Origin of the sequence: Bacteroides sp. AM23-12 (assembly GCF_003434395.1) — a bacterium.
GTDB classification, from domain to species: Bacteria; Bacteroidota; Bacteroidia; order Bacteroidales; family Bacteroidaceae; genus Bacteroides; species Bacteroides thetaiotaomicron.
Map to the genome: position 1 here is coordinate 187,745 of NZ_QTLF01000004.1, position 12,611 is coordinate 200,355.

At 40.7% G+C, this 12,611-nt stretch carries 13 protein-coding genes; 7 read left to right on the forward strand and 6 right to left on the reverse strand.

The window, feature by feature from the left end; genetic code table 11:
• Nucleotides 1-122 precede the first annotated feature (122 nt).
• The gene (locus DW640_RS06105; protein ID WP_117577621.1) at nt 123-1,889 is read left to right on the forward strand and encodes a LysM peptidoglycan-binding domain-containing protein; all 1,767 of its coding nucleotides are present in this window, start codon (nt 123-125) and stop codon (nt 1,887-1,889) included.
• A gap of 7 nt (nt 1,890-1,896) precedes the next feature.
• Nucleotides 1,897-2,619 carry a porin family protein gene (locus tag DW640_RS06110; RefSeq protein WP_117577660.1) on the forward strand — a complete coding sequence of 241 codons (723 nt, stop codon included), beginning with the start codon at nt 1,897-1,899 and terminating at the stop codon, nt 2,617-2,619.
• 127 nt (nt 2,620-2,746) lie between these two features.
• Here DW640_RS06110 and DW640_RS06115 read toward each other — a convergent pair whose 3' ends face one another.
• From DW640_RS06115 to DW640_RS06135, 5 genes are all read right to left on the reverse strand, one after another.
• Nucleotides 2,747-3,190: a DUF4293 domain-containing protein gene (locus DW640_RS06115; protein WP_011107333.1), complete on the reverse strand. Its 444-nt coding sequence runs from the start codon at nt 3,188-3,190 to the stop codon at nt 2,747-2,749.
• Nucleotides 3,191-3,296: 106 nt separating this feature from the next.
• On the reverse strand, nt 3,297-3,632 hold the full coding sequence (locus DW640_RS06120; RefSeq protein ID WP_004299989.1) for a DNA-directed RNA polymerase subunit omega: 336 nt from the start codon (nt 3,630-3,632) through the stop codon (nt 3,297-3,299).
• A 14-nt stretch (nt 3,633-3,646) separates the two neighbouring features.
• Nucleotides 3,647-4,450, reverse strand: a complete 804-nt coding sequence (locus DW640_RS06125; protein WP_008763159.1) for an outer membrane protein assembly factor BamD — start codon at nt 4,448-4,450, stop codon at nt 3,647-3,649.
• Nucleotides 4,451-4,684: 234 nt separating this feature from the next.
• A complete protein-coding gene (locus DW640_RS06130) occupies nt 4,685-5,110 on the reverse strand; it encodes an amino acid-binding protein (RefSeq protein WP_008763158.1) in 426 nt (141 codons plus the stop codon).
• A gap of 125 nt (nt 5,111-5,235) precedes the next feature.
• The gene (locus tag DW640_RS06135; RefSeq protein WP_011107332.1) at nt 5,236-6,534 is read right to left on the reverse strand and encodes a phenylacetate--CoA ligase family protein; all 1,299 of its coding nucleotides are present in this window, start codon (nt 6,532-6,534) and stop codon (nt 5,236-5,238) included.
• A 135-nt stretch (nt 6,535-6,669) separates the two neighbouring features.
• Here DW640_RS06135 and uvrB point away from each other — a divergent pair, with 135 nt between their 5' ends.
• The gene (gene uvrB / locus DW640_RS06140) at nt 6,670-8,703 is read left to right on the forward strand and encodes an excinuclease ABC subunit UvrB (RefSeq protein WP_008763156.1); all 2,034 of its coding nucleotides are present in this window, start codon (nt 6,670-6,672) and stop codon (nt 8,701-8,703) included.
• Between the two features lie 276 nt (nt 8,704-8,979).
• On the opposite strand, the gene DW640_RS06150 is transcribed toward uvrB, so the two are convergent.
• Nucleotides 8,980-9,684: an SGNH/GDSL hydrolase family protein gene (locus DW640_RS06150; RefSeq protein ID WP_016267339.1), complete on the reverse strand. Its 705-nt coding sequence runs from the start codon at nt 9,682-9,684 to the stop codon at nt 8,980-8,982.
• Nucleotides 9,685-9,997: 313 nt separating this feature from the next.
• Here DW640_RS06150 and DW640_RS06155 point away from each other — a divergent pair, with 313 nt between their 5' ends.
• The 4 genes from DW640_RS06155 (at nt 9,998) to DW640_RS06170 (ending at nt 12,514) form a co-directional block, all read left to right on the forward strand.
• Complete coding sequence (locus DW640_RS06155; RefSeq protein WP_016267338.1) at nt 9,998-10,666, forward strand: DUF4919 domain-containing protein; 669 nt, start codon at nt 9,998-10,000, stop codon at nt 10,664-10,666.
• Complete coding sequence (locus tag DW640_RS06160) at nt 10,663-11,307, forward strand: vancomycin high temperature exclusion protein (protein ID WP_008763153.1); 645 nt, start codon at nt 10,663-10,665, stop codon at nt 11,305-11,307. The genes DW640_RS06155 and DW640_RS06160 overlap by 4 nt, the downstream gene beginning before the upstream one ends.
• Before the next feature lie 35 nt (nt 11,308-11,342).
• Nucleotides 11,343-11,819: a hypothetical protein gene (locus DW640_RS06165; protein ID WP_011107329.1), complete on the forward strand. Its 477-nt coding sequence runs from the start codon at nt 11,343-11,345 to the stop codon at nt 11,817-11,819.
• 266 nt (nt 11,820-12,085) lie between these two features.
• Entirely contained in the window at nt 12,086-12,514 is a 429-nt protein-coding gene (locus DW640_RS06170) for an Hsp20/alpha crystallin family protein (protein ID WP_008763145.1), read from the forward strand.
• Nucleotides 12,515-12,611 lie beyond the last annotated feature (97 nt).

Below are 12,611 nucleotides of genomic sequence, written 5' to 3' on the forward strand. Positions count from 1 at the left end.
TTCCGACTGAAATATGCTCCTAAAAAAGCACAATATTATTTTCTTAACTCAAATCTTATGAAGATATAGGGCATTATTCGTACCTTTGTTCCTTGATTTCAAGAACCAATAGTTATAAATTGATGAAACCGATAAGCCGAATATTCTTATTTTTGCTTTTTATAAGCGCCTCATACGCTATTAGTTATGCACAAGAGAACCAATCTTATTTCTTGCATACCATTGAAAAAGGACAGAGTTTATACTCCATTGCCAAGATGTATAATGTCACAACAAACGACATCATACGTCTGAATCCCGGATGTGATGAGAAAATTTATGCCGGACAAGCTATAAAAATCCCTAAAGGAAAAGAAAGCCAAAAAGGGGAAACATTCCATACGATTCAAGCCGGAGAAACTTTATACAAACTGACTACCATTTATAATATATCTGCAAAAGCCATTTGTGAAGCCAATCCGGGATTGAGCGCCGAAAACTTCCGTATCGGTCAGGTTATTCTCATTCCGTTGGAACAAGAGCAGGAAACGGAAACTACGCAAACACCGGCTGAAAAACCCGCTATACAGGGGCCTGTACAATCTAGATGCAAAGATATGCATAAGGTAAAACGCAAAGAAACCGTATTCAGTGTAAGCCGCGAATATGGAATCAGCGAACAGGAATTGATTGCAGCCAATCCCGAACTGAAAAAGGGAATGAAAAAGGGACAATATCTCTGTATCCCCTATCCCAGTGCAACCACCATGCAACCGACGACTCCCAAAGAGGATCCGTACGCTATCCCCCCCAGTAACAATGAGCTTTTCCGCAAGAGCAAAGAAGCCCCTCAGGCAATCTCTACTATCAAAGCGGCCCTGCTATTGCCTTTCCAGGAAGACAAACGTATGGTGGAATACTACGAAGGTTTCCTGATGGCGGTAGACAGCCTGAAACGTACGGGTACTTCTATTGATCTATATGTATATGACTGTGGAAAAGATGTTTCTACATTAAATACTATTCTGGCGAAAAATGAGATGAAGAACATGAATGTCATTTTCGGTCCGATGCACCAGCAACAGATCAAACCTTTATCTACTTTTGCAGAAAAGAATGATATACGACTGGTGATTCCTTTCTCTTCGAAAGGGGAAGAAGTATTTAATAATCCTGCCATCTACCAGATTAATACCCCGCAATCCTATTTATATTCGGAAGTATACGAACACTTTACCCGTCAATTCCCCAATGCCCATGTCATCTTTATTGAACCAACCAGCGAAGATAAAGAAAAAGCCGAGTTTATCAGCGGCATGAAACAAGAGCTGAAGAGCAAGGGAATGTCAATGAAAACCGTCAATGAAAACGCAACCAAGGATATGCTGAAGGAAGCTCTCCGCTCTGACAAAGACAATATTTTCATTCCGACTTCCGGCAAAAATGTCATGTTAATCAAGATTCTTCCTCAACTGATTCTACTGGTCAGAGATACTCCGGAGCAGAATATTCATCTGTTCGGTTATCCCGAATGGCAGACATATACCCGGGATCACCTGGAAAGTTTCTTTGAACTGGATACCTATTTCTATTCATCGTTCTACACAAATACATTGTTTCCGGCTGCCATACAGTTCACCAACAATTATCACAAATGGTATAGCAAGGACTTGGTGAGTAAATTCCCAAGCTACGGAATGCTTGGTTTCGACACAGGCTTCTTCTTCCTGAAAGGCTTGTCACGCTATGGCTCGGAACTGGAAAACAATTTACCGAAAATGAACCTGACTCCGATACAGACAGGCTTCAAATTCGAACGTGTCAACAACTGGGGAGGATTCATTAATAAGAAAGTATTCTTTATCCATTTCACGAAGAATTTTGAATTAGTAAAACTTGACTTCGAATAAGACGAAAATGACAAAGATAAAATCACTTCTGATTGCCGCTTCCCTGATGATGGGACTTGCACTTCCTGCCACCGCACAGATCGGCGAACCACGCCAGAACTTTTCTGTCGGATTTAATGGAGGTGTCAACTTAAACAGTGCTTCATTCACTCCTAAAATCAAACAGAACTCATTGATGGGTATTACCGGAGGTTTGACGGCACGCTACATTTCCGAAAAGTATTTTGCAATGATCTGTGGTGCGCAAGTAGAGTTAAATATCTCACAGCGCGGCTGGGATGAGTTATTCGAAATCATGGATGAAAATGGGCAGACCGTAGAAGATCCTACCCGCAAGTACACCCGAAAGATGACCTATCTCGACATTCCCTTCCTCGCCCACTTGGCTTTCGGCAATGAAAAAGGACTGCAGTTCTTTATCAATGCAGGTCCTCAGATCGGTCTTCTGATCGGTGAATCTGAAAGCATGGAGAATATAGACATGAATGCCCTGACAGACACTCAAAAAGCTGTTTACGGGGATAAAATCCAAAACAAATTCGATTATGGTATAGCCGGAGGCGGCGGAATAGAATTCAGAACAAAGAAAGCCGGTAGTTTTCTGCTCGAAGGACGCTATTATTTTGCTCTGTCAGACTTTTACAGCACAACAAAGAAAGACTATTTCTCCCGTGCGGCTCATGGCACAATTACAGTGAAGCTCACTTATCTATTCGATTTAAAGAAATAAGAAGCAATACCCAAAAAGATCAGGCGCGAATCTCGCTCGAACCTACGGTTTATATTTCCGTGAGTCTGCGAAATTTGCGCCTGTTTTATTCTATCAGGAACTCCCAATGCGAGAGCTTCCCGCATTCTTATCGAAGTCTGTCTGCAGCCTTTACCATCACCTCGTCACGTCCGATAGCACGAATAGCCAGCACATTCAGAACGATAGACACCAATGGTAAGCAAAGCGCCCAACCAATACGGAACAGATTGGCATCGCTCTTCAATGCAAAATAAAAAGCAATGAAGGCAATATAATAGCCCACCAGCAACAAGCTATTGAAGATTGACATACGAATCTGCAACATTCGGTTCTTATACAGAAAAATAGTCGCAAAAGCTACCAGAGCGCTCAGCATCAGAATACCAAATATCCCCCAAGTAGACTGGAAAATTCCATTCACGTCTATCCCCAGTGCTTTAAAAGGATGTTCTCCTGTAGTGTCAATAAAATATCCCATCGGTAAACACATTGCTGTAATCAGCAACCCTGTTACAATCAATAAGTAAAAACTTTGAATTCGTTGAATCATAAGTATTCTATAGTAGTTAAGTTAAACAATAATAGCCAAGCAATAAGGAATAGGAAAATGCTTCCCGCTTACTACTTGACTATCAATTCTTTCGTTAGAAAATAAATTACTGAAGTTTTTCTTTCTCCTTAGCCGGATTTCTATAATAAATTTTCCCTTCGATGTATTCCTGTGTAGCAATCAAGTCAGGTTTCGGCAATTTCTCATAATAACGAGAAATTTCGATCTGTTCTCTATTCTCGAATACTTCTTCCAAATTATCGTTGTAAGAAGCAAACTCTGCTAATTTCTTAGAAAGATCGTTTTTAATTTCCACACTAATCTGGTTAGCACGCTTACCAATAATGGCAACAGTTTCATAAACATTCCCTGTGTCAGCACAGAGTTCCATCATGTCACGGGTTACCGTCGTAGCAGGAGCGTTCGTTTTTTTGTAGTCCATAAATCTATTTAAATTTAGTCTTTAATTACTTTCTGTGATTCATTGAATATCTTTTCAGCCTCTTTTAGGTATTTACTTTCCGGAAACTCATTCTTGAAAGCATAATATTCATCTATCGTTTCACGGTAACGATCCATCTTCTTGTCTTCTACACTATAAATGGCCATTTCATGTCTGGCACGCAGAATCAATATGGAAAGTTCTTCGCGATAATCTGTATAAGGATAATCTTTCAGAGCATTCTGAGCTGTAATTACACAGGATTCATAGTTATTACCCAGATAGTTACCCAGATTATAATACAACTTTGCAGAATAGAGTTCTTTCAACACCAGTTTATCCTGCAAAGCAAAAATCATATCTTGTGCTTCCTGCTTCTTGGTACTGTTCGGGAAATATTCCATAAACATCTGCAGTTGCTGGATAGCCTGATAAGTGCTTGATTGATCCAAACGTGGTTCCGGAGTATCCAGGAACAGGGATTTACCTGCATGGAAACGTGCCAGTTCAGTGAAAGTACCACGGGGATAAGTGTTGAAATAGGTGATAAACGTCTGGGCGGCTGTCTGATAATCTTTCTGATTATAGTAACTCATACCCAACATATACAGAGACTCCTCCGCTTTATCGGTTCCCTTAAGGATTGTAATCAATTCGTTCAGCAAGGTAGCTGAGCGGTTATACTGCCCTTTAGCAAAATAGTTTTTGGCGGCCTCGTACTTGTATTCGTAATCGGTACTTTTCAGCAACTTATTGTACTCTCCACACGATGTCAGAGAGGCTGCTGCGAGCAAAGTTATAATGATATTTTTCTTCATCCTTTTAAAAAATATTGTGCAAAGTTACTTATTCGCGGGGAATTAACCAATTAATCTATGTTTTTTAATACATAAAAGGCGTTAAACATCGACGAAAAGAGAAAAAACGACGTCGAACAGGAAGCTATAAACAGTCAATAATAAACGGTGAACGATCAACAAGCGCGCTATATGTCATTGGTATACCAGCGCTATCGTTCTTCGTTCACCGTTCGCTTATGGTCCGCCGTCCGGTTACAGCTTGTACAAATCACTTGCCGCCAACAGGTCGACTTTCTTTTCTTTCAGTACTTCAATACATTTATCCATATTACTAGGACGAATCACAACGTTTGCCACGTTATTATTGGCAAACGAATACATATACTCAATAAAGACCCCTTCTGCCGACAAGAATCCCAGCACTTTTGCCAGAGCTCCCGGCACATTCGGACAGCTAATGCCGACCACATCTGTTATATTCACGGCAAAATGATTATCTTTCAATGCTTTATATGCTTTATCCGGATCGGATACAATTCCACGCAAAATGCCAAAATCAGCATTTTCAGCGATGCACAAGGCAGAAAGATTGATGTTCTCTTTTGCCAGCACTTCAGTCACTTCCGTCAAACGGCCGGACTTGTTTTCCAAAAAGATAGAAAGTTGTTTTGCTACCATTATCGTAAAGTTTTAAGTATTAGGTATTAAGTAATAAGTATTAAATATTAGGTAATAGGTAATAGCCACACGGATTCCATGTTGCAGCTACGATAATACCTAATACTTATTACCTATTACCTATTTTAAATTTTTCTGTTATCAATCACTCGTTTAGCTTTGCCCACGCTGCGTTCAATGCTACGCGGTTCTACCAGTTTCACATTGACTCCCAGTCCAAGTACGCTTTGGAGACGGCTTGCCAGTTTCTTCTTCAACGCTAGCATACGGTTAATCTCATCCGAATAGAAATCCGGGCGCACTTCTACCTGAAGTTCCATCGTATCGGTATTGTTTTCACGCCCCACTATCAACAAATAATGTGGTTCGAATTCTTCCATCTCAAGAATGACGGACTCGATCTGAGTCGGGAATACATTGACACCACGGATAATCAGCATATCGTCACTACGTCCCAGGATACGGTCCATACGAACCAATGTACGCCCGCAGGAGCATTTATCATAATGCAAGGCCGTCAAGTCACGCGTACGATAACGAAGCAATGGCATTCCTTCCTTCGTCAGGTGCGTAAATACCAGCTCGCCCGTCTGTCCGGGTTCTACCGGCTGCAATGTATTCGGATCAATAATTTCCGGGAAATAATGATCCTCATTCAAGTGCGTACCATGCTGACATTCACATTCGTAACCTACACCCGGTCCGGCAATTTCACTCAGTCCGTAGATATCATATGCTTTAATACCGAGTTTTTCTTCGATTTCATGACGCATATTCTCCGTCCAGGGCTCCGCACCCAAGGCTCCCACTTTCAGTTGGAATTCCTCCCGCGGATAGCCGGAATCTTTAATGGCATCCGCCAGATAAAGTGCATACGAAGGAGTACAGCAAAGAACCGTTGATCCAAAATCATGCATCAATGTAATCTGCTTTTCTGTATTACCACTGGACATCGGAATCACAGAAGCACCAATATTCTCAGCTCCGGCGTGTGCTCCCAGGCCACCCGTAAAAAGTCCGTAACCATAGGAAACCTGAAATATATCTGAGCGTCCTGCTCCATAAGCAGTAAAAGCACGCGATATACATTCTGCCCACGAAGAAAGGTCTTTGCGGGTATATCCCACTACCGTCGGCTTTCCGGTCGTTCCGGAAGAGGCATGAATACGCACGATCTGGCTCATCGGCACGGCACAAAGTCCGAAAGGATAATTATCTCTTAAATCATGTTTCGTGGTAAACGGCAGTTTCACGATATCATCAATCGTATTGATATCATCGGGGGTGATACCCATTTCCTGCATTTTCTTCCGGTAAAAAGGCGTGTTGTGATAAACGTAATCCACAATTTTCTTGAGTCGTATGCTTTGAATCTTGCGAAGACTTTCGCGGTCCATACACTCAATGGTCTCATTCCAAATCATGTTCTCTTGGTATTATTAGTTGTATGAATCTGTTTCATGATATTAATATGTTGCAAAGTAAAGGATTTATTTGGAAAAATGATTTGTTATCTCAATTATTTTGCCGAATATTGCTCCACTTTTTAGGATTTAACTATGAATTTTGAACTAACATCAGCTTACAAACCTACCGGGGATCAACCAGAAGCGATCGCCCAGCTTACTGAGGGGGTACTTCAAGGAGTTCCCGCACAGACTTTATTGGGGGTTACCGGATCGGGAAAAACGTTCACCATCGCCAATGTGATCGCCAACATCAACAAGCCTACGTTGATCTTGAGCCACAACAAGACATTGGCTGCGCAGCTATACAGCGAGTTCAAGGGATTTTTCCCCAATAACGCCGTAGAATATTACGTTTCATATTACGACTACTATCAGCCGGAAGCCTATCTGCCAAATTCAGATACCTATATAGAAAAGGATCTCGCCATCAATGACGAGATTGACAAGTTACGTCTCGCCGCTACCTCCTCCCTGCTTTCAGGCCGGAAAGATGTGGTAGTCGTTTCCTCAGTCTCCTGTATTTACGGTATGGGAAACCCGTCGGATTTCTATAAAAATGTAATCGAAATTGAACGGGGGCGGATGCTTGACCGTAATGTTTTTCTGCGTCGTCTTGTGGACAGCCTGTATGTCCGTAATGATATCGATTTGAATCGTGGCAACTTCCGCGTTAAAGGAGACACGGTCGACATTTTCCTTGCGTACTCGGACACTCTGCTTCGTGTCACTTTCTGGGGAGACGAGATTGATGGTATAGAAGAAGTGGACCCGATTACCGGTGTGACTACCGCTCCTTTCGAAGCTTATAAGATCTATCCCGCCAATTTATTTATGACCACCAAGGAAGCTACTCTTCGTGCCATCCACGAAATAGAGGATGACTTAACCAAACAAGTAGCGTTCTTCGAATCTATCGGCAAAGAATATGAAGCGAAACGATTGTACGAGCGAGTTACGTATGACATGGAAATGATCCGGGAATTAGGGCACTGTTCCGGCATTGAGAATTATTCCCGTTATTTCGACGGTCGCGCTGCCGGCACCCGTCCTTATTGCCTTCTCGATTTCTTCCCGGATGACTTTTTGCTGGTTATTGACGAAAGCCATGTAAGCGTGCCGCAGGTTCGCGCCATGTATGGAGGCGACCGTGCCCGTAAAATCAATTTGGTAGAATATGGGTTCCGACTGCCTGCCGCAATGGACAACCGCCCTCTGAAATTTGAAGAATTTGAGGAGATGACAAAACAAGTGATTTATGTCAGTGCTACCCCGGCAGAATATGAGCTGATACAATCGGAAGGGATCGTTGTAGAACAAGTGATCCGCCCTACCGGTCTGCTTGATCCTGTTATTGAAGTACGCCCGAGTCTCAATCAAATTGACGACCTGATGGAAGAAATTCAGCTGCGTATCGAAAAAGAAGAACGGGTACTTGTAACGACACTTACGAAACGTATGGCGGAAGAGCTGACAGAATACCTTCTCAACAATAATGTGAGATGTAACTATATCCATAGCGATGTGGATACATTAGAGCGTGTGAAGATCATGGATGACTTGAGACAAGGCGTTTATGACGTACTTATCGGTGTCAATCTGCTTCGTGAAGGTCTTGACCTTCCGGAAGTATCCCTTGTCGCTATTCTCGATGCCGATAAGGAAGGCTTCCTCCGTTCGCATCGCTCATTGACCCAGACTGCAGGACGTGCTGCCCGTAATGTAAACGGAAAAGTAATCATGTATGCAGATAAAATAACAGACAGTATGCGGCTTACGATCGATGAAACAAACCGTCGACGCGAGAAACAGCTCGCTTATAATGAAGCGAACGGCATCACCCCACAACAAATCAAAAAGGCGAGAAACTTGTCTGTATTTGGCAGTCCAGGTTCCGAAGCCGATGAGTTGCTGAAAGAAAAACACGCTTATGTGGAACCTTCTTCACCTAATATCGCAGCCGACCCAATCGTACAATATATGAGCAAAGCTCAAATGGAAAAGAGCATAGAGCGTACCCGCAAATTAATGCAGGAGGCCGCCAAAAAACTGGAATTTATCGAAGCTGCCCAATATCGGAATGAGCTGCTGAAACTGGAAGATTTGATGAAAGAAAAGTGGGGATAAACGGCTTATAAATATCAATAAATCTATAAGAAACCCGAGCTTTTGCTAATTAGTGTTATAAAAACACCTATTTAAGAGAAATAATTTGCAGATTTCGCAAAAGCCCGTATCTTTGCACTGTGTTTTTCATAGTATTAGATTTAAGGTTAACAAAGGTTGGAGCAAGGCGTTGCTCCTTTTTTTATGCCCATACCCCATCTTAGCATCTTCCAATCCTACAAAAATACCCCTTGAAATCTTATCAAAGGGCATTTTTTATCTACACTCTATCTATAATTAAAGCGCTTTTTCAATAGCCTGTTTAATGAGTGCTTCCATGATATCATATCCTTCTCCTGTAGGATGTACCCCATCTTTCGTATATTGAGGATTCAAGGCCTTATTCTCGCCCACCACCATTGGCTGATAATAATTCACAAACGGAATTTTATTAGCTTTGGCGTAAGCTTCTATGCGGGCATTCAATGACTGAATCTTTTGAGGAGCATCTTTAATCTCCCGTCTCCACGGAAATTCAGCAGCCGGCAATACTGAAGTCAGAATCACTTTGATTTTATTTGCCTTCGCCAGTTCTGCCATAGATGCAATATTTCCGAATGTATAATCTTCATTATAAGCACCTGTATTTTCGGCTACATCATTTGTTCCTGCATTAATGACAACCAATGCCGGAGAAAGATTGATCACATCTTCCCTAAAACGAAGTAAAAACTGATAAGACGTCTGACCACTGATACCACGACCGATATATCCATTTGTTTTGAAGAAATCAGGATGTGTCCTCACCCATCCTTCCGTAATGGAATTGCCCATAAAGACCACTCTTTTTTCCTTCTTTACAGGTTGTGCAAGTGCTGCATTCTCTGTCGCATAACGCTTGTAATTAGCGAACTCATGTTTCTGTGCATAGGTCTCTCCTACTGAGAAACTCAAACAAACGATGGCCAACAACATCCATTGACCCAGTCTTTTCTTTTTCATATACGTATATAAAGATTAGTAATTCAAATTGGTTGCAAAGATAAAAAAACTCTTTATATGAACGATCAAATACCGAATATCCGTTAAGCGGAAAGGAGAAATTCTTAATCTATGTTATATAACATAAGATTTTTCTTGGTTAATTTGCAAAGTTCACAGAAGTCCGTATCTTTGTAATGTGTTTTTCATAGTATTAGATTTAAGGTTAACAAAGGTTGGAGCAAGGCGTTGCTCCTTTTTTTATGCCTATACGCTTGGTTTCCTAAAAAAGAATGGTATTTTTGTGAATCTTAATACCCTAAAAAAAACTGCCATGAAAAAGCTCATTACTCTTTTATTTATAAGCATACTTAGCCTTCAGGTTTATTGTTCCGCACAAGAAATATTAAAAGTGGATTATCCGGCTATCAAAGAGTACGTAACTAATCACAATACGGAGTTTCAAAAGCTCATGCAACGTTTTGAAGAAAATGATACTTTACTCACCCGGCAAGATCATGCCATGCTATATTACGGGTATTCATTCACACCAGCTTACAAAGGAAGTATGGATGATTTTCAGGATTTCCGAAAGTTGATTAAAGAAGAAAAGTATGAAGATGCTTATAATATCGGCAAAGAACTACTAAAAAAGAATCCGGTATCTCTCCAATTACTATATAATATGTACGGAATAGCCGGTTTGCTCCAGAAAGATATCCGGGAAATAAAACACTATTCAAAAAGATACGCAGCCTTGCTTACTATGATTGCGCTTACAGGTGACGGTACAAGCGAAGAAACCGCATTTAAGGTTATCTGCGTAAATGACGAATACCAACTGCTGAACATGTTATTCAAAATGGAAAACATGAAAGGTCAATCGCTAGTCAATAAATGTGATCTGATAGAGTTTGATAAATGCCAGTACTATGAAGGAAATCAAATGTATTTCGACATTAGCCGTTCCCTTGATTATATGAGTGAATTATTCGGAAAATGAAAAAAAAGCTATTCTATATCACACTGATAATTGCCATACTTTGTGTTATCAGTATCTTTATCTGCGACTGGACCATCAAGAAGAATGCAGCCTCCTGCATCTATACTGAAATCAGTGATATTCCTGCAAACAATGTAGGTCTGCTTCTCGGCACCTCTCCTAAGCTGAAAAGCGGAAATAACAATTTATATTTTGACTATCGCATTGATGCGGCGGTTGAACTGTACAAGGCAGGCAAAATTAATTATATTCTTATCAGTGGAGATAATCGCAAAGAAGATTACAACGAACCGGAAGAAATGAAGAAAGCGCTTATGCAAAAAGGTGTTCCTGAAAAGTCTATCTATTTAGATTATGCCGGTTTTCGTACCCTTGACTCTGTTGTGCGTGCTAAAGAAGTATTCGGTCAGACCCGTCTGACCATCATTTCTCAACGATTTCACAATGAGCGGGCTATTTATCTTGCCGAAAAGAATGGGATTACCGCCATCGGTTTTAATGCCAGGGATGTAGACGTCTATGCAGGATTGAGAACCAATATCAGAGAATTATTTGCAAGGGTCAAGATGTTTATCGATTTAGCGATAGATAAGCAACCGCATTTCCTGGGAGAAAAGTACAAACTGCCATCCGGCAAATAAGAAAATATCAAAAACAAAAAGTTATTGAAAAATTTATGGAACAACAACCTCAACTCAATGATCACAACAAACAGGAGTATCCTCCTATGCATACAGCAGAGCATTTACTAAATGCCACTATGGTAAAAACTTTCGGTTGCCCTCGCTCAAGAAATGCCCATATAGAAAGGAAAAAGAGTAAGTGCGACTATATTCTTCCTACTTGTCCTACAGATGCGGAGATACAAGCGATAGAAGATAAGGTAAACGAAGTTATCAGTCAAAATCTGCCCGTAACTGTTGAATTTATGACTCATGAGCAAGCTAAAGGCATCGTAGATCTGAGCAAACTTCCTGCTGACGCCAGTGAGACTCTTCGCATTATACGCATAGGAGATTATGACGCCTGTGCCTGTATAGGGTTACATGTATCCAATACCTCAGAGGTAGGAACTTTCAAAATCATCAGTCATGATTATAATGAAGAAAGGCAAACTTTAAGGTTAAGATTCAAACTCATTGAAAAAAAATAGATTATCAAATTAATATCTATATTATATAAAATAAACACACTGCGGTTACATTTTGTCACCAAACAGGCAAAATTGGCATTATTAAAATGACAAATAGACATTTCTAGTCTCAGTTTTCCTTTGGCATAAGGTTTGCACTAATAGCAGTGAACGACGGTTCAAAAGCAGACGGCAAGAGTCGGGATGCCCCCTCTGCGGAAAGCAGCGAACCGAAATTCAAGAGTAAATAAACCGAATGTTTAACTAAAAGATAGGAGACTAAGATTATGATGCCTGTTAGAAGAACTCAAAGTTGGTTACCAAGTATTTTTAACGATTTCTTTGATAACGATTGGATGGTAAAAGCAAATGCAACTGCACCTGCAATCAATGTTTTTGAAACAGAAAAAGAATACAAAGTTGAACTGGCTGCTCCGGGAATGACAAAAGAGGACTTCAATGTTCGCATTGATGAAGACAACAACCTCGTTATCTCTATGGAGAAGAAGACTGAAAACAAAGAAGAGAAGAAAGAAGGTCGCTATCTACGTCGCGAATTCTCTTATTCTAAGTTTCAGCAGACGATGATTCTGCCGGATAATGTAGATAAAGAAAAAATTTCTGCCGCAGTAGAAAACGGAGTTTTGAGCGTCCAACTTCCTAAGATTTCTGAAGAAGAAGTGAAGAAGGCCGAAAAGCAAATCGAAGTAAAATAATACAGTAACCACGATTCATCCCAAGGGGTGAAAACAATAATAAAAACAGCTCTTTTCCAACCAATAAGGATAAGAGCTGTTTTTTATATAATCAAAT

Bases quoted from the DNA above. Each gene is read 5' to 3' on its own strand.
- DW640_RS06105 (WP_117577621.1), top strand. From the start codon at position 123: ATGAAACCGATAAGCCGAATATTCTTATTTTTGCTTTTTATAAGCGCC.
- DW640_RS06110 (WP_117577660.1), top strand. From the start codon at position 1,897: ATGACAAAGATAAAATCACTTCTGATTGCCGCTTCCCTGATGATGGGA.
- DW640_RS06115 (WP_011107333.1), bottom strand. From the start codon at position 3,190: ATGATTCAACGAATTCAAAGTTTTTACTTATTGATTGTAACAGGGTTG.
- DW640_RS06120 (WP_004299989.1), bottom strand. From the start codon at position 3,632: ATGGACTACAAAAAAACGAACGCTCCTGCTACGACGGTAACCCGTGAC.
- DW640_RS06125 (WP_008763159.1), bottom strand. From the start codon at position 4,450: ATGAAGAAAAATATCATTATAACTTTGCTCGCAGCAGCCTCTCTGACA.
- DW640_RS06130 (WP_008763158.1), bottom strand. From the start codon at position 5,110: ATGGTAGCAAAACAACTTTCTATCTTTTTGGAAAACAAGTCCGGCCGT.
- DW640_RS06135 (WP_011107332.1), bottom strand. From the start codon at position 6,534: ATGATTTGGAATGAGACCATTGAGTGTATGGACCGCGAAAGTCTTCGC.
- uvrB (WP_008763156.1), top strand. From the start codon at position 6,670: ATGAATTTTGAACTAACATCAGCTTACAAACCTACCGGGGATCAACCA.
- DW640_RS06150 (WP_016267339.1), bottom strand. From the start codon at position 9,684: ATGAAAAAGAAAAGACTGGGTCAATGGATGTTGTTGGCCATCGTTTGT.
- DW640_RS06155 (WP_016267338.1), top strand. From the start codon at position 9,998: ATGAAAAAGCTCATTACTCTTTTATTTATAAGCATACTTAGCCTTCAG.
- DW640_RS06160 (WP_008763153.1), top strand. From the start codon at position 10,663: ATGAAAAAAAAGCTATTCTATATCACACTGATAATTGCCATACTTTGT.
- DW640_RS06165 (WP_011107329.1), top strand. From the start codon at position 11,343: ATGGAACAACAACCTCAACTCAATGATCACAACAAACAGGAGTATCCT.
- DW640_RS06170 (WP_008763145.1), top strand. From the start codon at position 12,086: ATGATGCCTGTTAGAAGAACTCAAAGTTGGTTACCAAGTATTTTTAAC.